This is a genomic window from Leucobacter sp. GX0328 (assembly GCF_053567315.1).
Genome location: NZ_JBSGPC010000002.1, coordinates 37,374 through 55,379 on the forward strand (window position 1 = coordinate 37,374; position 18,006 = coordinate 55,379).

Sequence of the window (18,006 nt, forward strand, 5' to 3'; positions counted from 1 at the left end):
ATCACGACAACAACCATTGAAGCAGAGGTGAGCGCGATGACGCAGGTGAGCTACGGGCCAGAGGGAGTGGACATCAGATTCCCGGGCTGGGAAGCGACGATGGCCGGCCGGGGCTTCCTGCGCGTGCCGCTCTCCGCCCTCCTGTCGGCTGGGGTCGAGCCCGGTTGGACGTCGGAGATCCTGGGCATGCGCTCAGGGCTCGTCGTGTCGGGCTACCGCAAGCTCGGTACCTTCACGCATCCCTCCGGGGTGCGTCGGCTGGTCTCGATGAAACGCGGCCTGCCGCTGCTGCGGCTGAGCACGGTCAGAGGCGAAACCGGATTCGACGAGATCCTGCTCAGCACTGAAGACGCGGGCCGCATCGCGCAGGCGATCTACGGGAGCGTCGCCCGATGAGCGCCGCACCGATCGAGATCACTGGGCTTGCCAAGCGTTTCGGCACTGTCGACGCCGTCACGGATGCGACCTTCAGTGCGGCGCCGGGGCGCGTCACCGGTTTTCTCGGGCCGAACGGCGCCGGAAAGAGCACCACACTGCGCATGCTGCTCGGCTTGATCCGTCCGTCCGAAGGGACAGCGCTCATCCTGGGGAAGCACTATCGGGATCACCGCCGTCCGGCCCGCCTCGTCGGAGCGGTGCTCGACATCGCCGGTGCGCACCCGAGGACGACCGCCAGGCAGCACCTCCGCACATACAGTGCGCTCTGTTAAGTGTCGTGTTTGGTAGAGGGTGTTTTACATGGATTCGGGTAGAGAGAGTTGGAATGTTCTGGTCGCCCAGTAGTCGGTCTCGACCTCGGCGGGCGGGCGCTGGTCGAGCTCGCCGTGGAGCCGGCGCTCGTTGAACCAGTCCACCCATTCCGCGGTCGCGATCTCGAGATCGTTGATCGACTCCCAGGGGCCGAGGTTCCGAACGAGTTCGGCCTTGTAGAGCGAGTTAAGCGCCTCAGCCATCGCGTTATCGTACGAATCGCCCTTCGAACCGACCGAAGCGACCGCGTCACACTCGGCCAGCCGGTCAGCGTAGCGGACGGCTCGATACTGGGCGGATTCAACCGGTCGATGCAACACCGGGTTGTTGGAGCGATTGTAGCTGCTCGGCGAATACCTCTGCCGGGGTTCTCCAGCCAAGAACTTTGCGCGGCCTGTTATTGAGGGCGAGGGCCACCGCCTCGAGATCCGTGGCCGACCACCGCGACAAGTCAGTACCCTTCGGGAAATACTGCCGCAGCAGACCATTGGTGTTCTCGTTCGTGGGTCGCTGCCAAGGCGAGTACGGATCGGCGAAGAACACCTTCGTACCGGTATCGAGGGTGAACTGCGCATGCCCGGAGAGCTCTTTCCCGCGATCCCAGGTCAGCGTTTTGCGCAGCTGGATCGGCAGGGATGTGATCGATGAAGCCAGCGCGGCGTTCATCGCGACAGCACCATATCCGCCGAGCGAGGCCCCGTTCTTCACGACTGGTGTCTTGCCCCACCCCTCCAGACGGGGCAGGTGAACCAGCAGCGTGGAGCGGCTGGAGCGCTCGATGAGCGTGCCGATCGCGGACCGGCCCGTGCCGATGATCAGATCACCCTCCCAGTGCCCGGGAACGGCACGATCATCGGCCTCGGCCGGCCGCTCGGAGAGCACGACGTCCTCGGTAACGTGCCCCTGCGGCTTGTTCCGTGAACGCTCCCTGGGCTGGCGTAGTGCCCGCCCAGTGCGCAGACACGCGACCAACTCCCGCTTGAGCGCGCCACGGCCCTCGATGAACAGCGACTGGTAGATCGCTTCATGACTGATGCGCATGGACCCATCATCGGGGAAATCGATCTTCAACCGGTGAGAGATCTGCTCAGGACTCCAGGCCAGCGACCACCGTCGGTCAGCCCGATGCGGCTTGTTCAGCCCCTTCCACGCAGGCGGCGTCGGCCCCTCGACCACGCTCCCGTCGGGACGTCGGACGGTCCCGGCAAGTCGTTCCTGCACGTATTCGCGCAACAGGTCGTTCGTGACGAGTTTCGCGACCTTCGGGCGCCTCGCAGCTTGCTGCGCCTTCCACTGCGCCACTAATGCCCGATACTCCTGCTTCCCGCTCCTGGTCGCGGCGTTGCGGCGCAGCTCTTGGGAGATCGTGCCAGGGTCACGCCCCAGCTCGCGGGCGATCTCCCGCACGCCTTTATCCTTGGCGCGCAACAGCGCGATCTCCTCACGTTCCTCGAACGAGAGATACCGGCCTGACGGCGCGTCCAAACTCAACGGTGCCATACCGCCAGCGTGACGGAACCACCGCGCCCCGACCGGCACAGACACGCCCACTTTCAGCGCCGCTTCAGCTGACGTGATACCAGTCGCGATCAGCCGCCAGAACTCCCGCTGCACCGCCCGAGAGGGCTCGGGCCGCCCTGGCGAGCGCATCGGCGGCCGTAACGCCCGATCCGCGCGCCATTGCCGCCGCACTCCCTCGGGCACATCGCTCGTCTTCGCGATCCAGTCCTTCCTCGCCACTCGTGCACACCTCCATACTCTGGGTGTTGCGACGACCAGTTGAATCCGCCCTGCACGCCCCGGTCGGAGTGATGGATCAGCCCGGTCAGGTACTGGCCTTGCCGCTGACGTCGCCAGATCCCCATCCGGAGCGCGTCGAGCGCGAGATCCGTGTAGAGCCGGGTGGAGACCTGCCAGCCGACGATCATGCGCGAGTACACATCGAGCACGAACGCGACGTACACCCACCCCGAGAACGTACGCACGTAGGTGATGTCGGCGACCCACAACTCGTTCGGTCGGGTCGCGATGAACTGGCGGTTCACCAGATCGAGGGGACGGCCGGTCTCGGGTGCCGGCTTCGTGGTCCGTGGGCCTTTCGCCCGCGAGATACCACGCAACCCGAGCTTCCGCATGAGCCGCCGCACCGTCGATTCCGCGGCCCGTTCGCCCGCGCGTCTGAGCGCGGCGTGGATCTTCCTCACCCCGTACACGCCGTAGTTATTCTCGTGGATGCGGGCGATCTTCTCGCAGAGGTCACGGTCGCGTAGTTCACGCTCCGAGGGCGGCCTGTTCTTCGCGGCGTAGTAAGACGACAGAGCGATCTGGGCGGGCGTGTCTTCCCACGCGGTGATGATCGGTTCGACTCCGTACTCGGCCTTGTGCTGATCGATGAACATGATCCGGTCACTCATCGGGATGGGCGGTCGAACTCCGCCGCGAAAAAAGCCGCGGAGGACTTCAAGACCGCGTTGGCCCTGCGCAGCTCGCGCACCTCGCGTTCGAGTTCCTTGACCCGCTCGGACTCCTGCGTCGTGACGCCGGGGCGCAGGCCCTCGTCGGTTTCGGCTTGCTTGACCCAGCTCCGCAGCGCTTCGGGATGCACATCGAGTTGCTTCGCGATTCTTGCGAGCGCGCCTTGGCGGGCATCGGGGTTTTTACGGGCATCGACGGCCATCCGGGTCGCGCGTTCGCGGAGTTCTGCGGGGTACTTCGAGGTTCCCATGGGTAGGGTCCTTCCGGGTTGATTCACTCTCTATCAAACCCGACACGCTTCATAGTCCCGAGCAAATGGGCGCCTGGACCCAGAGGTCCTGGCACAAGGCCTGGGATGAAGCGCCGGGTATGTCCCATTTCCGTGAAGCCATGGTAGACAAGCTCGTCGACGGCGCAAAATGGGAAGTCAATGATCTGACTGACCTGATGTACCTGTGTACTGCAGCGGCGTACGCTGACCATGTGGTGGGTGAGCGTCGCACGATCGCACTTCTCCGGCAGGCATCAAGACGGCTCGGGTCCCCTGTTCATCTCCACACAGATCTGGTGTCGCTGGAAGAGTCGCTTAACCTGACGTCCTCGTAGTTCAGGGCCCAATTCCTAGCGGAGCAAAAGCACTCACTAATGAGGTGATCTGGTTTGACTAAAAGTCCGCTCGGACCACTCTGGCCTGTTACCGATGGTTTGACCTAATCTCAGGCCGCGCCAGGCGGTGCCTCCTGAGAAGCGATGACCGGTGCCTCTTTGAAATGAAAATGTGTACTTGGAACGGGGACAACTATGCGCTAAGGATCAGGCCCAAACAAGGCGCTTATCGGTATCGGTATGAATGTCGGAGGCCGCTGAGATGATCTATTTATGGCGAGGGGCAATACTGCGAAACTGCATCATTACGTTCCACAGGGATATCTACGTGGGTTTGCTACTGTTAAAAGTCGCATTGGGGTACGTCCGCTCGACAAGAGCCGTAAGTCATTCATATCCAGTACGAAGAACGTCGCCGCGCAGTCGCACTTCCACACACTCGATGATGCCCTCGAGCCCGATGGCTTCGAGAAGAATCTGAGTGAGCTTGAATCCCAAGCGATCGACATCATCCGGCGCCTTGGTCAAGGCGAGGTGCCGCTGCCAGAATATGACAGATACGCGCTATCCTATTTCATCGCTTTGCAGTCGGCGAGAGGTCCTGAAACACGGCGCACACTGGACCAACTTCGCGCACATGTTGTACGCGCCGAAATCGGTAAGGGCGGACGGAAGAATGTCGGTAATTGGGTGAAGAGCCGCGCGGGGTTCGAACCAACGGAAGAGGAAGCTGAACGCATTTGGAATGACGCAATCCAACCGGGAGGCCCGTCGCTCCAACTCTCTAATCGGCGGCAGATCGAGCACGTGCTGCATATCGCGCAGGTGGTAACGCAATACATCTTCTTGCGCCCATGGTCTATCGTTCAGTTCAAGAAGCGAGGACTTCTCACCTGTGATTCTCCAGTTTCTCTTGTGCCGCATGAAAACCATGAACCTTGGATGGGGGTCGGATTCCAGACCGCATGGGGTATCTCTTTCCCGCTCTCACGCCGGTGCGGACTCTTGATGTCGGATCCGGTTCCGATGCTTGAGACGGTTGATGATGAAGACCTCGACCGGGTGCGACAAGGTATCGCTGAAGGACGAGCCGACCGCATACAGCAAGGGACAGCCGTGCTGGAAGGATTCTTCAATCACAATACGGTCTACAACTCCCGGGAATACATCTACTTCCACCCGGACGACGGAGCCTTCGTGCCAGATGACCTCCCTGAACCTGAACTCACCAACATGAAAGCCGATGTATTCGGTGATTGGGAATTCGACGGGGAGCCTGTCTTCAAGAATTCTGGTCGTTCGTGAATGGAGCATCCGGTCCATACATAAGTTGGATCAACGGGATATTAGGTTCCTTGGATACGATTTTACTATGTCACAGCCCCAAGACGCCAAGCCCGTGCATAGCTTTAATGATCAAATTGCAGTCTGGCGTCGTCAGTCAAATTCGATACCTGGGCTCTTAGGTGGCAAAGCTGTTTGGGTTCCGCTTGTTCTGAAACTCGTTGAACTCCTCGGGGACGCGGAAGTTATCGATCTCGATTCGTCGCCGAAGATCCCCGAAGAAATCTTCCTGAGCGTGCCTGCGCTAGGGGGTGCTGAACCTGGTCAAGAACCTGCTACATGGCGACAGTATCTTCCATTCCTCCGCGGCGTCGGGCTCGCAAAGAATGGGGCAACCGGTCTTACGCTCACAGCAATTGGGCGCGAACTGCTGGCCGACCCGAGACCTGCGCTACTGGGGAAAATACTTGCTGACAAGGTTCGACTGTTTGCCGAAACTCTTGCCTTTATTGCAACGGAACCGATGACCATTGAAGATGTTCACGAGGGAATCCAAACGCAGTATCACCCTTCATGGAAAAACCTCGGCGGCACTCGGTCCCGCATGGACTGGCAGGAGAAACTTGAACTAGTCACTCCGATTTCAAATCGGAGATGGGAAGTCACTGCGGCGGGACAAGCGCTTCTGGTGAATCGTATTCTTGTTTCTCCGGATGCATTCGAATCGTTAGAGGACGTCGCAGTCGAGCTCACGCCAGCTCCGCTGGAGATTTCAACTTTGCTTGATGAACTTCGTGAGTCTGTCCGGGAACATCAATCTCGCAGCACCTACAACATTTGGGCCCCTAGCCCACCGACGAGCCCAAACAAAGTCGAGAATCTCAGAACGATCATTAATGCGGCGCTCACAAGGATAGAGCGTTCGGAGCTTTTCGCTTTTATCTGCGAGACCTTCTGCCTGAAGCGCAGTAGCGCTGAGTCGATGATGCCGTTTTTGCGTGCCTCCGGTGTGCTCGTGGAAGTTGGTCGCGGCGTTTACGAGGCGACTGCTGCAGCGAAAGCCTGGATTGAGTCCGCAGATGACATTAACTTCATCCGCATACTCCATGCCCACATGAGGTTCGTAGGCGAAATGGTCTTGGTGGTCGAACCTGGCATCGAGAGAAGCCAGATGTATGAGGCTGGGAAGCAATACGGGCTCAACGTGGAAAAGTGCCGGTGGATCGCCAGCTTCCTTCTGAATACTGGACTGATTGAAGAACCTCGGTACGGGAGTCTCCGCGCAACTTCGGCCGGCATCGCACTGCTCCAAGAACTGCCTTTGAGCGAGGCACCTAAGCTAAACGGCTCTGAAGTAATTCCGGAAGTCGCTGACAGACCTCGAGAGAATCGATCCGTTGAAGAACCGTTAAAAGCTCGCCTCATGCGCCTGTCACAGGATCCTCAGCCCAACGGAACCAAGCCAGGCAGTGCCTTCGAATATGCGGTCAGAGATGCTTTTCGGGAGATGGGTTTTCAGGCTCGTGTTATTAGTGGTTCTGGCGACACTGATGTGCTTGTTCAATGGCAAGGGGATGATGGGACTCTTGTATCTGCAGTAGTTGAAGCAAAATCGCGCTCAAACGGTCACGTTTCGCATACTGATATCAGTGATGTTGCTTTAGAAACTCACAAGGGACGTCACAACGCAGAATTCATCGCTGTTGTCGGATCGGCTTTCAGCGGAGATACCATTCGCAACATGGCTGATCAGCGAAACTGGAGCCTTATCGAAGCAGAACGCCTCGGAACACTTGTCGAAACGGTAAATGCTTTGGGACTTCGCCCTTGCGAAGCGGCATCGATTTTCAGATCAACGAAAGGCTTGTCTGAGCTGGATGATCTGATTGCTGAACGAACTAGAGAACTTGATGTTGTGTCTTTCATTTTCACAAAGCTCGAAGAGGAAGTCGGAGAAGGCGGCGAGGCAATTTCTGCACGAGACATCTCGCGAGACGGACGTAAGACAGACCTAGCGCCTAGCGTTACAGAAGTAGCTGCTGGCATTGAGCTTGTTGCGGGCCTTCAAGTCGGTGCGTTCAAACAGATTGATGCAGCAGAACGACCTGAATATGGAACATATGTGATCGGTGATGTGAGTGCGAGCGTGAACCGATTACGTGCGTTCGCGAATGCAATCGAGCGACGGTCGGCCGGGTAAGCTCTGTTCCTCTTTTGGTCCCATAAACCCGCCTAAAACACCCGCCACAGACCGCAGTCAACCGGCTACACTCGTACTAAGCGAACCGCCCGGTTCCCTGTAAACACAAGGGAATCCGCGAGTTCTCGAGATGATCGGCGGAGACCGGAAATTGCCCGGATCCTCCAAGGGGTCGCAGGTTCACACCCTGTCAGCCAGACAGAAAACTCTGATGAGAGAAAATTCTCGTCAGAGTTCTGTCGTCTCTGCAGCTTCGAAGACTGGTTATGCGCAGCGCCCGGTACGGCAGGTGCCCGGCGCCATTGGTTCAGTTCTTCGCGGCCCAAACGCGCGACTTAATGAGAAGCTGGTGTCATCAGCGCGGTGTCGTATCGGAGAGTAGAGGCGTGATGGCGGGACCAGACCGAGAAGCCGAGGCCGCACGCGAGCATCTCATGCGCGTCGCGTTCCGCATGCTCGGCACGGTCGCCGAGGCCGAAGACGCGGTGCAAGAGGCGTACGTGCGTTGGGTTCGTCTGAGTGACGATGAACGCCGGGGCATTCGCAATCCGGCCGCCTGGCTCACCACGGCAACGACCCGTGTCTGCCTCGATATGCTCGGGTCGGCTGCCCACCGCCGCGAAGCCTATGTCGGGCCGTGGCTGCCCGAAGCGCTGCCGGTGCGCACGCCGCTCGTCGACGGCGGCGACCCCGCCACTCGGGCGCAGCTGCGCAGTTCGGTGAGTACGGCATTGCTGCGGCTGATGGAGCAGATGACCCCGGCCGAACGGGTGGCGGTCGTGCTGCATGACGTCTTCGGGTACTCATTCGCCGAGATCGGCGAGATGCTCGCGCGCTCCGCCGGTGCCGCACGCGAGCTCGCGTCATCGGGGCGCAAACACCTTGCGGCTCACAAGCGGAACGACGTCGACGCGAAGCTGCACCGCGAAACCGTCGCGGCCTTCCGCGGTGCCTCCGAAAGCGGGGATGTTACCGAGCTCGTGCGGCTGCTCGACCCGCGGGTCGTGCTCACCTCGGACGGCGGCGGGCTGGTCCGCGCAGCGCTCAACCCGATCCACGGCCCCGACAAGGTCGCGCGCTTCCTCCTCGGTGTCGCCCAGCGCCGCCCGGATGTGCGCACCGCGCTCGGCGAGACCGCCGACGGCGCCGCGGTCCTGTTCATCGACGGCAGCGGCGTGAGCGCCGTCGTGAACTTCGAGGTCGGCGAGGCGGGCGTCACGCAGGTGTGGATCCAGTGGAACCCGCGGAAACTGGGGGAGTGGGCGAAGCGAACCTGACATTTCCTCCGGCTGCGTCGTCGAAACAGTGACGGCACATTTCAGAAGGAGACCCATGCAGGCAATCATCGTCACCGACCGAGAAGCGGGTACGGAAGGGATGCGGCTCGCCGAGCGCCCGCATCCCCACGCCGCTGAGAACGACGTCGTCGTGCGCGTCAGAGCGGCGGGCTTCACGCCTGGCGAGCTGTCGTGGCCGGGCACCTGGGAAGACCGTGCCGGCAGGGATCGCACCCCGTCGATCCCTGGACACGAAGTCGCCGGGGTCGTCACAGAACTCGGCTACGGGACCACCGGCCTCAGCATCGGGCAGCGCGTCGTCGGGTTCACCGATTGGACCCGAGACGGTTCGCTCGCCGAGTACGTCGCGGTGGAGACCCGAAACCTGACAGCGCTACCGGCCGACATCGACTTCGTCACCGGCGCGAGCCTGCCGATCTCCGGACTGACCGCCTGGCAGGGGCTCTTCGTGCACGCGGGAGTACAGCCCGGGCAGAGCATCATGATCCACGGGGCGGCCGGCGGGGTCGGTTCGGCCGCCGTGCAGCTCGCGCGCGAGGCCGGCGCCTACGTGATCGGCACCGGGCGCGCCCGGGACCGCGAGACGATCCTCGGTCTCGGCGCCCACGAATTCCTCGACCTCGGCGCCGAAGACTGGCAGACGCACGAACCCGTCGACGCCGTCTTCGACGTGATCGGGGCGCGATCGGCGAGGCCTCGCTCGCGCTCATCCGCACGGGCGGCGTGCTGGTCACGATCGCCGCGCCGCCACCCGGGCGCCCCGAGGGCGGCCGGGCGGTGTTCTTCGTGGTCGAGCCGAATCGGCATCAGCTGCAGCAGATCATCGAACGCGTACGCGCGGGCCGGCTCCGCGTCGCCGTCGGAACCGTGGTCCCGCTCGCCGAAGCCGCCTCCGCATTCACGACCGGTAGCCGCGTGCCCGGGAAAACCATCATCGGTATCGATTTGTAGACCCCGGCAGCCAGCAGCCGCATCCCCTCACGAAGAAGAACAGAGAAGAAGGAACATCAGCAATGAACACCGTGAACATCACCAAGCTCAGCCCCGCCGCCTACCGCAAGGTGCTCGAACTCGACGGAGCGGTCGGCGAAGCGATCGCCGCAGCGGGCCTCGACGAGAAGCTCGTCGAGCTCGTGAAGATCCGCGTCTCGCAAATGAACGGCTGCGCGTTCTGCCTGCGCATGCACACGCGCGACGCGATCGCGAAGGGCGAGACCACCGATCGTCTCGCGGTCGTCGCGGCCTGGTGGGAGTCCCAGTACTTCACGCCCCAGGAGCAGGCCGCGCTCGCGCTCGCCGAAGAGGTGACCGGGCTGCCGCGCCCGGCGCGGGCCGAGTGGGACGACGGATCCCTCACGCCCGAGCAGGTGTCGGCCATCAGCTGGCTCGCGATCGTGATGGGAGTGTGGAACCGCGTCGCGATCCGCAGCCACTACGCGGTCGCCCCTTGAGCTGACCGGTGTCGGCAGCTTCGAGGAGGCGGGTCGCGACGCATTCGACAGCGGTCAGCGCCGGACCTCTACGCGTCGCACAAGGGGAGCGCGCTGAAGCTGATCGAGGCGCTGGTGCACGGCGACCCGGGCCGGTAGGTTTGAGCGCATGACAGGGATCACCGACGACGGCATCCGGATCGACCGCGAGATCGCGGCCCCGCCCGAGGCGGTGTTCGCCGCCCTCACGACGGCCGATTCGTTCGCTCGCTGGTTCGGCGGCGACGCGGTGCAGGTGCCCGCCGACCGGCTCGACTACCGTGCCGAGGCCGGGCGGGGTTGGGCGGCCGTCATGGTGCTGCCCGATGGCGGCACCATGGACTGGGCCGGAACGTTCATCGAGGTCGACGCGCCGATGCGCCTCGATATGACGATCACCGACCAGCCCGACGCCGAGAACGGCGCCCGGCTGACCTTCGAACTCGCGGCCGCGGCAGACGGGGAGGGGACTCGGCTCATGATGACGCAGCAGGCGCCGGGCTTCTCAGACGAGCAGAAGCACGCCACCATCGCAGGGTGGCAGGGCTTCCTCGACGTGCTCGCGCAGATCGCCGCGGCCTGAACGCCAGGGCTACGCGCGCAGGATCTTCTCCATCGGGCGCCCCTTCGCGAGCTCGTCGATGAGCTTGTCGAGGTAGCGGATCTCGCGCATCAGCGGGTCCTCGATCTCCTCGATCCGCACACCGCAGATGACGCCTTTGATCAGGTCGCGCGACGTGTTCAAGAGCGGGGCCTCGCCGAAGAACTGCTCGAGGTCGACCGGGTTGCCGGGAGCGATCAGCTCGTCGAGCTGCGCCTGCGTGTAGCCGGTGAGCCAGCGGATGATCTCGTCGACCTCCGCCTTCGTACGCCCCTTGCGCTCGGCCTTCGCCGTGTAGTTCGGGTAGAGATCCGAGAAGGCGAGCTTGTAGATGCGATGTCCGGCCATGAGCCCAGCATAGATCGGATCCCTGTCGATGCCCCGACCGCATCGCTAGAATTGTCGCGTCACGCCCGCCAGGGCATCTTCTCGGCTGAAAGGCAGCATTCGTGAGCGCTCCGATCCGCATCGGCATCGTTGGTTACGGCAACCTGGGGCGCGGCGTCGAAACCGCGATCGGCCTGAACCCCGACATGGCGCTCGTCGGCGTCTTCAGCCGCCGCGACCCCGCGAGCGTCGCCACCGTGCACGAGAGCACCCGGGTGTTCTCCATCGCCGATCTCGACAGGGATCGCGACGACATCGACGTGCTCGTGCTCTGCGGCGGTTCGCGCAGCGACCTGCCCGAGCAGAGTCCCGCGCTCGCCGCACGGTATTCGATCGTCGACAGCTACGACAACCACGCCCACATCCCCGAGCACTTCGCCGCCGTCGATGCGGCGGCGACCGCCGCCGGTACCGCGGCCGTCATCTCGACGGGCTGGGACCCGGGCATGTTCTCGCTGAACCGCGTCTTCGGCGAGGCGCTGCTGCCGCAGGGATCGACCTACACGTTCTGGGGCCGCGGGCTGAGCCAGGGCCACTCCGACGCGCTGCGCCGCGTGCCGGGCGTCGCCGGGGGAGTGCAGTACACGCTGCCGTCCGAGGACGCGATCGCGCGGGTGCGCGCCGGCGAGAACCCCGAGCTCTCCACCCGCGAGCGGCACACTCGCGAGTGCTTCGTCGTGCTCGAAGAGGGCGCCGACGCCGAGTCCGTGCGCGCCGAGATCGTGGGCATGCCCGACTACTTCGAGCCCTACGACACGACCGTCCACTTCATCTCGGCCGAAGAGCTCGCCCGCGATCACCAGGGCATGCCGCACGGCGGCTTCGTGATCCGCAGCGGCCGCACCTCCGACGCACAGCGGCAGGTGATCGAGTACCGCCTCGCGCTCGATTCGAACCCCGAGTTCACCGCGAGCGTGCTCGTCGCCTACGCGCGTGCCGCGGCGCGTCTCAGCGCCGCCGGTCAGCACGGGGCGAAGACGGTCTACGACATCGCGCCGGGGATGCTGTCGCCGAAATCGGCGGAGGAGCTGCGCGCCGGCCTGCTGTAGGCCGGCATCTCCGGTGCGCTGTAGGCCGGCACCTCCGGCGCGCTGTAGGCCGGAACCTCCGGCGCGCTGTAGACCGGCACCTCCAGCACGCTGTATAGCTTTCGCACGACCGTGTAGGCGAAGCGCGGTGATCGGGCTACACGGCGGTGCTTCGCCTATACACCGGGCAGGTGCCCGGGCCGGCACCGAGCCGGCACCGGCCCCGCTGCCGGAGCCGGCACCGGCTCGTGTGCGTGCGGGCATGCAGAACCCCGGGCCCTACACCCCCTTGACGGTGAAGATCTTCAAGAAGTACTGGCAGAGCGGCCCGATCGTGAAGACGAAGACGACGGTGCCGATGCCGACGAGCCCGCCGAGCAGCCAGCCGACGGCGACGACGCCCACCTCGAGGGTCGTGCGCACGACCCAGATCTGCAGGCCCGTGACCCGGTTGAGCCCGGTCATGAGCCCATCGCGCGGGCCCGAGCCGAACTTCGCTCCGATGTACATGCCCGTCGCGGCTCCGAGCAGTACGAGCCCGATGAGGTAGTAGAGCACCTGCACCCACAGGTTCGGCGCCTCCGGGATGAGGAGCAGCCCGACATCCGCCGACGGCCCGACGAGCAGCGCGTTCAGCAGGGTAGCGATGCCGGGTCGCTCGCGCAGCGGGATCCAGAGCAGCAGCACGATCACCGAGACGACGACGTTCATGACGCCGAAGGTCAGCGGGAAGTGGTTGATGAGACCGAGGGTGAGCACATCCCACGGGGCCGCTCCCAGCTCGGCGACGACCATGAACGCGATGGCGATGCCGTAGAGGAAGAGCCCGAGCAGCAGCTGCACGATGCGGCGGGGCAGCTGCCGATGGGCCCGCGGCCCGGTCAAGCGCCGAACGCTCTGCTGAAGTCGGGCATGCCCACGTACTCCTTCGCGGGCGGCGAGGAGTACGACAGCACCTTGCTGGTCGAGACGCCGTAGCCGATGCACGCCTCGGCGAGTTTGACCGCGCACCCGCAGCCGTCGAGCACCGGCACCCCGAGGCGGGCCTGCAGCTCTTTGTCGAGGGGGCCGAGCCCGGCGCATCCGAGCAGAATGGCCTCCGCGCCGTCCTCCTCGATCGCCCGTCGCGACTCCTGCTCCATCGCGGCGAGCGTGGCGTCGATATCCTCTTCGAGCCCCAGCACCGAGAGATCGATGGAGCGCACCGAGGCGCAGCGGTCGGCGAGCCCGGACCGGTCGATCGTCGCGGCGATCTGGTGCTCGAGTCGGCGCATGACGGTGACGACCGAGAATCTGGGGGCGACGAGCGCCGCGAGGTGCGCCGCCGCCTCTGCGATGCCGATGACCGGTACGTCGACGATCTCGCGGATCGCCATCAGCGCCGGGTCGATGAAGCAGGCGACGATGATGGCGTCGTATCCGTCCTCCCGGTGCTTCAGCACCGCATCGATCGTGGCCGCCGCCGCGATGGCGTCCTCGGTATGGGTCTCGATCGATCGGGGGCCGTACTCCGGCGAGATCGCATCGATGATCGTGCCGGGAGCGGCGACCTTGCGGCATTCCTCGGCGATCGCCGCGGTCATGCCGGCCGAGGTGTTGGGGTTGATGACGAGAAATCTCATGCCGTCCTCATCGTCGGTGCGGGTATTGACAGGGTCGTGTGCGGGGAGACCGGCGACGGCGTCTGCCGTCCGTGCAGGAACGGCAGACGCCGCCGTACCGAGCCGTCAGATGACGACGTTGATCTCTTCGGTCACGGTGCGGGCCTCATCGACCGAGATGCGGTCGTTGCGGCTGAGCAGGTAGTACACGCCGCCGGAGACGATGACACCGACGGGCCAAGCGAACGGCGCGACCATCGAGATCGCGGGAATGATGCTCATGATGATGGTGAGCACGCCGCCTACGATCAGTGCGGCGATCGCGCGCGGGTTGTAGCCGCGCCGGTAGTAGTAGCGACCGCGCGGGTCTTCGGTGAAGAGATCGCTCTTCTTGAAATGGCGTCCCTGGATGAAGTAGTAATCAGCGACGACGATGCCGACGAGGGGGCCCATCAGGGCTCCCACGCCGCCGATGAACTGATTGACGAGCACAGGGTTCGAGAACAGGTTCCACGGCAGGATGACGATCGACAGGATCGCGACGACGGCGCCCGACGTTCGGAACGTGAACGCCTTCGGCCACACGTTGATGATGTCGTACACCGGCGACACGTAGTTCAGGATGATGTTGATTCCGGCGGTCGCGATGCTCACGGCGATGATGGCGATGAGCAGCAGTGCGACGCTGTCGATATCGCCCATGAGATGGATCGGATCCTTCAGCGCATCGCCGTAGACCTTCAGCGAAGCCATGGCGATGACCACCGAGATGATGCCGAACGCCGTCGCGTTGATCAGCAGGCCGAGCGCATTGCCCTTGCGCACCATGGCTTCGCTCGGCGCATTGCGGGTGAAGTCGGCAAAGTTCAGCGTGGGGCCGGCCATGTAGGCGACGGTCAGGAAGACCGCGGCGAGCATGCCGTAGGTCTGCAGGCCCGGCGACACGCCTTCGGAAAGCCGTGCGCCGAGGTCGATGGACCAGTCGGCCCTCGCCAGCATCCAGATGGCGAGGGCGAACATCGCGATCCAGATCGTGGGGCCGGCGAAGTCCGACAGCCGGCGCACCGACTCCATGCCGAGCATGAGCACTGCGAGCTGGACTGCGGAGAGCGCGAGGAAGCAGATCCAGCCGAGCGCCGAGAGGCCGAGGAAGCTGTTCTCCGCCATCCCCGCGGTGCCGGGGAACACCTTCACGATCAGCAGCATAACTGCGGCCGAAGCGAGGTAGGTCTGGATCCCGTACCAGGCGATCGCGACGATGGCGCGCAGAATCGCTGGGATGTTTGCGCCGAAGATGCCGAAGGAGCCGCGAGCGAATACCGGGAACGGTACTTTCTCCCGCTGTCCGGCCGTACCCGTGAGGTTGTTCACGAAGTAGAGGATGAGCACGCCGATTGCGAACGCGATGATGACTTGCCAGCCGGAGATGCCGAAGACCAGCAGGCCGATGGCCATCGTGTAGCCGCCCAGGCTGTGCCAGGCCGACATCCACCAGTTGAAGAGGTTGACGGTTTTCCAGGTACCGGTCGCGGATTCCGGTGTGAGTTCGGTGTTGTACAACCTCGGTGAACGAGGATGGCGTTCGGACATTGAAATACTCCTTCGTATTCAGGCGAATGGGCCGGTGTTCATGAGACTAGCGAGAGAATTACCGCAGGCGGTCGATTTCGACCAGGGATCCCGCGAGCATCGCCGTGCCCGCGGAGATATCGGCGAGGTCGGTCCATTCGTCGGGGCAGTGGCTGCGGCCGGCTGCGGACGGGATGAAGATCATGGCGGAGGGGACCAGGGCGCCCATGATCGCCGCATCGTGCTCCGCGCCGCTGTAGAGCTTGGAGGCGGTGAGGTCGAGGTGCGCGGACGTCGCCTCGATGGCCTGCTGCAGCGGCTCGGCCATAGGCACCGGCGCCTGGGTGGGCAGCCAATCGATGGCGACATCGACGCGGCGCTTAGCGCCCTCGGCAGCCGCGGCCTCCTGCAGCTGATCCTGTGCGAAGCTCAACCACTCATCATCCGGGCTGCGGAATTCGCCGGTGATCAGCGCCTCCTCCGAGACGACGTTGACGGCGTCGGGCGTGAACAGCACCTGCCCGGTGGTGCCTCGGCCTGTTTCGTGGGCGCCGGCGATGCGCTCGACCGCGAGCACGACGCCGGCCGCCGTGCAGCCGGCGTCTCGACGGTCGAGCATGCTGGTGGTGCCGGCATGGTCCTGCCGCCCGCGGAAGAGCGCCTCGAAGCGGGTGACGCCCGTGATCGAGGTCACGATGCCGACCTGGCTGCCGACGCGCTCGAGCACCGGGCCCTGCTCGACGTGCAGCTCCACGAACGAGCGGAGGTTCGAAGCCTGCAGATACGCATCGACCCCCAGCATGCCGCTGGGGTCGATGCCGACCCGCTGCAGCGCGTGGCCGAGCTTCTCGCCCTGCTGGTTCTCCCGGTCGAAGTAGTCCTTCGGCAGCGCGCCGGTGAGGGCGCGCGAGCCGAGGCAGCTGGTGCCCCACGAGTTCGGCTCCTCGTTGAAGAACACGATGATCAGCAGATCGTGGTTGAGGCGAATGTCGTTCTCGCGCAGCATCCGCACGGCTTCGAGGGCGCCGATCACTCCGACGATGCCGTCGAAACGGCCACCGCCTTCGACGGTGTCCGTGTGCGAGCCCGTGGCGATCGCCCCGAGCTCCGGATGACGGCCCGGAAGGCGGCCGATGATGTTGCCCGCCGCATCCTCATGCACTTCGAGGCCCTCGGCCCGCAGCTGATCGGCGGCCCAGTGGCGGCCGACGATGTCGAGCTCGGAGAACGCCGCCCTGGTCCATCCGGGCATCGAGGTGTCCGTCATCGTCGCGAGCGACTCGAGGTCGTGCGAGATGCGTTCGGTGACTGGTTGCATGGCCCGGCCCCTCAGTAGCCGCTGCGGTGCAGGTACTGGCCGTGGCCCGCTCTGCCGACGAAGTTGCCGTTGTCCGCGACCAGGGCGCCGCGCGAGTAGACCCGTTTGATCCTGCCCGGCAGCGACCAGCCCTCGTAGAGCGTGTAGTCCATGTTCTGGAACTGCGTCTTCGCCGAGATATCCGTCGTGCCGTTCTCGTCGAAGACGACGATATCGGCGTCTGCTCCGACACCGATGTGGCCCTTACGCGGGTACAGCCCGAATTGCTGGGCCGGGGTGGTCGAAGTGAGGTCGACGAACCGTTCGATGGTCAGTTTGCCGTCGGCGACACCGCGGGCGTATACCACCGACATGCGATGCTCGACCCCGGGACCGCCGTTCGGGATGGTGCGGAAATCGTCGCCGCCGAGCTTGCGCTTGTCTTCGAAGCAGAACGGGCAGTGGTCAGAGCTCACGACGCTCAGGACTCCGGAGTTCAGGCCGCGCCAGAGCGCCTCGCGGTGCTCGAAAGTGCGCAGCGGCGGTGTCAACACGGCCTTTGCGGGTTCGAAGCCGGGCTCGTCGTAGATGGAGCGGTCGAGAGTCAGATAGTGGGTGCAGGTCTCGGCTGCGACCGGCTGGCCCACTGCGCGGGCGGCTGCGACCGCTTCGACCGAGCCCTCGGTCGAGAGATGCACGAAGTAGATCGGCGCCTCTGCGATGTCTGCGATGCGGATCGCCCGTTCGACCGCCTCGACCTCGGTCTTCGGGGGCCGCGAGATCTCGTGGTACCCCGGCCCGATCTTCCCCGCTGCCGCGAGGTCGGCCGACATCCGGTCGATGATGTCGCCGTTCTCGGCGTGGATGCACACTTGGCTGCCGGTCTTCTTCGCGCCGCGGAGCACGTCGAACAGCTCCCCGTCGTTGATCATGAGGCTGCCGCGGTAGGCCATGAACACCTTCAGGCTGCTGACCCCCTCCTCCTTGATCGTCGAAAGGTCTTCGATCGCGCCCTTGTACAGGTTGTTCACGACCATGTGCATGCCGTAGTCGATCGCGGCCTTACCGGCCGCCTTGTCGCGGTGCGCCTGCAACGAGTTCGGCAGTGTCTCGTCGGGCAGCTGGGAGGCGAAGTCGACGACGGTGGTGGTGCCGCCCATGGCCGCGGCGATCGTGCCGGTCTCGAAGTCGTCGGCGGTCGTGGTGTTGAACATCGGGGCATCGAGATGCGTGTGCACGTCGACGCCGCCGGGCAGGAGCAGCATGCCGGTGCAGTCGACGATCTCGGTGTTCTCGGGAGCGACTCCCGGAACCTCGCCGACCGCGATCACGGTGCCGTTCGATACCAGAACGTCGGTGCGGGTCTTGCCCGTGCTGCTGACAACGGTGCCGCCGCGGAACAGGGTGTAGGTCATGTGTTTCTCCTCGTCGCAGTGCTGGG

21 protein-coding genes and 1 pseudogene are annotated in these 18,006 nt (G+C 64.1%); 11 read left to right on the forward strand and 11 right to left on the reverse strand.

Features of this window, described 5'->3' with window-relative positions; genetic code table 11:
• Positions 1-36: 36 nt before the first annotated feature.
• Complete coding sequence (locus ACUYTF_RS08290; protein WP_449279606.1) at positions 37-396, forward strand: hypothetical protein; 360 nt, start codon at positions 37-39, stop codon at positions 394-396.
• Positions 393-710, forward strand: a complete 318-nt coding sequence (locus tag ACUYTF_RS08295; protein ID WP_449279607.1) for an ATP-binding cassette domain-containing protein — start codon at positions 393-395, stop codon at positions 708-710. The genes ACUYTF_RS08290 and ACUYTF_RS08295 overlap by 4 nt, the downstream gene beginning before the upstream one ends.
• Positions 711-734: 24 nt before the next feature.
• Here the strand turns inward: ACUYTF_RS08295 and ACUYTF_RS08300 are convergent, their stop codons facing one another.
• From ACUYTF_RS08300 to ACUYTF_RS08315, 4 genes are read right to left on the reverse strand one after another with little or no spacing between them, the layout of a single operon-like run.
• The gene (locus tag ACUYTF_RS08300) at positions 735-1,070 is read right to left on the reverse strand and encodes an integrase core domain-containing protein (RefSeq protein WP_449279608.1); all 336 of its coding nucleotides are present in this window, start codon (positions 1,068-1,070) and stop codon (positions 735-737) included.
• Positions 1,051-2,400 (reverse strand): IS30 family transposase, encoded by a 1,350-nt coding sequence (locus ACUYTF_RS08305; RefSeq protein ID WP_449279836.1) that lies wholly within the window; start codon positions 2,398-2,400, stop codon positions 1,051-1,053. Before ACUYTF_RS08305 ends, ACUYTF_RS08300 begins: the two co-directional genes overlap by 20 nt.
• On the reverse strand, positions 2,340-3,149 hold the full coding sequence (locus tag ACUYTF_RS08310; RefSeq protein ID WP_449279609.1) for an IS3 family transposase: 810 nt from the start codon (positions 3,147-3,149) through the stop codon (positions 2,340-2,342). The genes ACUYTF_RS08305 and ACUYTF_RS08310 overlap by 61 nt, the downstream gene beginning before the upstream one ends.
• An 11-nt stretch (positions 3,150-3,160) precedes the next feature.
• Positions 3,161-3,475, reverse strand: coding sequence for a transposase (locus tag ACUYTF_RS08315; RefSeq protein WP_449279610.1), 315 nt, complete (start codon positions 3,473-3,475; stop codon positions 3,161-3,163).
• A gap of 65 nt (positions 3,476-3,540) precedes the next feature.
• Between ACUYTF_RS08315 and ACUYTF_RS08320 the strand changes: the two genes are divergently transcribed.
• The 5 genes and pseudogenes from ACUYTF_RS08320 to ACUYTF_RS08340 form a co-directional block, all read left to right on the forward strand.
• On the forward strand, positions 3,541-3,831 hold the full coding sequence (locus ACUYTF_RS08320) for a hypothetical protein (protein WP_449279611.1): 291 nt from the start codon (positions 3,541-3,543) through the stop codon (positions 3,829-3,831).
• Between the two features lie 273 nt (positions 3,832-4,104).
• Positions 4,105-5,136: a DUF4238 domain-containing protein gene (locus ACUYTF_RS08325; RefSeq protein ID WP_449279612.1), complete on the forward strand. Its 1,032-nt coding sequence runs from the start codon at positions 4,105-4,107 to the stop codon at positions 5,134-5,136.
• A gap of 67 nt (positions 5,137-5,203) precedes the next feature.
• Positions 5,204-7,315 (forward strand): restriction endonuclease, encoded by a 2,112-nt coding sequence (locus ACUYTF_RS08330; protein WP_449279613.1) that lies wholly within the window; start codon positions 5,204-5,206, stop codon positions 7,313-7,315.
• Positions 7,316-7,704: 389 nt separating this feature from the next.
• A complete protein-coding gene (gene sigJ, locus ACUYTF_RS08335; RefSeq protein WP_434142337.1) occupies positions 7,705-8,592 on the forward strand; it encodes an RNA polymerase sigma factor SigJ in 888 nt (295 codons plus the stop codon).
• A gap of 100 nt (positions 8,593-8,692) precedes the next feature.
• A pseudogene (locus ACUYTF_RS08340) lies at positions 8,693-8,932 on the forward strand (alcohol dehydrogenase catalytic domain-containing protein); the annotation flags it as partial.
• A gap of 54 nt (positions 8,933-8,986) precedes the next feature.
• Here the strand turns inward: ACUYTF_RS08340 and ACUYTF_RS08345 are convergent.
• Positions 8,987-9,259, reverse strand: coding sequence for a hypothetical protein (locus ACUYTF_RS08345; protein WP_434142338.1), 273 nt, complete (start codon positions 9,257-9,259; stop codon positions 8,987-8,989).
• A 77-nt stretch (positions 9,260-9,336) separates the two neighbouring features.
• Between ACUYTF_RS08345 and ACUYTF_RS08350 the strand changes: the two genes are divergently transcribed.
• The 3 genes from ACUYTF_RS08350 (at position 9,337) to ACUYTF_RS08360 (ending at position 10,665) form a co-directional block, all read left to right on the forward strand.
• Positions 9,337-9,564, forward strand: coding sequence for a zinc-binding dehydrogenase (locus tag ACUYTF_RS08350; RefSeq protein WP_434142339.1), 228 nt, complete (start codon positions 9,337-9,339; stop codon positions 9,562-9,564).
• Between the two features lie 62 nt (positions 9,565-9,626).
• Entirely contained in the window at positions 9,627-10,064 is a 438-nt protein-coding gene (locus ACUYTF_RS08355; RefSeq protein WP_434142340.1) for a carboxymuconolactone decarboxylase family protein, read from the forward strand.
• A gap of 148 nt (positions 10,065-10,212) precedes the next feature.
• Complete coding sequence (locus tag ACUYTF_RS08360) at positions 10,213-10,665, forward strand: SRPBCC domain-containing protein (protein WP_434142341.1); 453 nt, start codon at positions 10,213-10,215, stop codon at positions 10,663-10,665.
• Positions 10,666-10,674: 9 nt separating this feature from the next.
• Here ACUYTF_RS08360 and ACUYTF_RS08365 read toward each other — a convergent pair whose 3' ends face one another.
• Positions 10,675-11,031 carry a DUF2200 domain-containing protein gene (locus tag ACUYTF_RS08365; RefSeq protein WP_434142342.1) on the reverse strand — a complete coding sequence of 119 codons (357 nt, stop codon included), beginning with the start codon at positions 11,029-11,031 and terminating at the stop codon, positions 10,675-10,677.
• A 101-nt stretch (positions 11,032-11,132) separates the two neighbouring features.
• Here ACUYTF_RS08365 and ACUYTF_RS08370 point away from each other — a divergent pair, with 101 nt between their 5' ends.
• Complete coding sequence (locus tag ACUYTF_RS08370; RefSeq protein WP_434142344.1) at positions 11,133-12,119, forward strand: diaminopimelate dehydrogenase; 987 nt, start codon at positions 11,133-11,135, stop codon at positions 12,117-12,119.
• A 258-nt stretch (positions 12,120-12,377) separates the two neighbouring features.
• Here ACUYTF_RS08370 and yczE read toward each other — a convergent pair whose 3' ends face one another.
• The 5 genes from yczE to hydA all read right to left on the reverse strand — a co-directional run bounded on the left by yczE (position 12,378) and on the right by hydA (position 17,980).
• Positions 12,378-12,983, reverse strand: a complete 606-nt coding sequence (gene yczE / locus ACUYTF_RS08375; RefSeq protein ID WP_434142345.1) for a membrane protein YczE — start codon at positions 12,981-12,983, stop codon at positions 12,378-12,380.
• Positions 12,980-13,720: an aspartate/glutamate racemase family protein gene (locus ACUYTF_RS08380; protein WP_434142346.1), complete on the reverse strand. Its 741-nt coding sequence runs from the start codon at positions 13,718-13,720 to the stop codon at positions 12,980-12,982. Before ACUYTF_RS08380 ends, yczE begins: the two co-directional genes overlap by 4 nt.
• A gap of 105 nt (positions 13,721-13,825) precedes the next feature.
• Complete coding sequence (locus tag ACUYTF_RS08385; protein WP_434142348.1) at positions 13,826-15,289, reverse strand: NCS1 family nucleobase:cation symporter-1; 1,464 nt, start codon at positions 15,287-15,289, stop codon at positions 13,826-13,828.
• 58 nt (positions 15,290-15,347) lie between these two features.
• Positions 15,348-16,586, reverse strand: a complete 1,239-nt coding sequence (locus ACUYTF_RS08390) for a hydantoinase/carbamoylase family amidase (protein ID WP_434142350.1) — start codon at positions 16,584-16,586, stop codon at positions 15,348-15,350.
• A gap of 11 nt (positions 16,587-16,597) precedes the next feature.
• Positions 16,598-17,980, reverse strand: coding sequence for a dihydropyrimidinase (gene hydA / locus ACUYTF_RS08395; protein WP_434142351.1), 1,383 nt, complete (start codon positions 17,978-17,980; stop codon positions 16,598-16,600).
• Between the last annotated feature and the right edge of the window lie 26 nt (positions 17,981-18,006).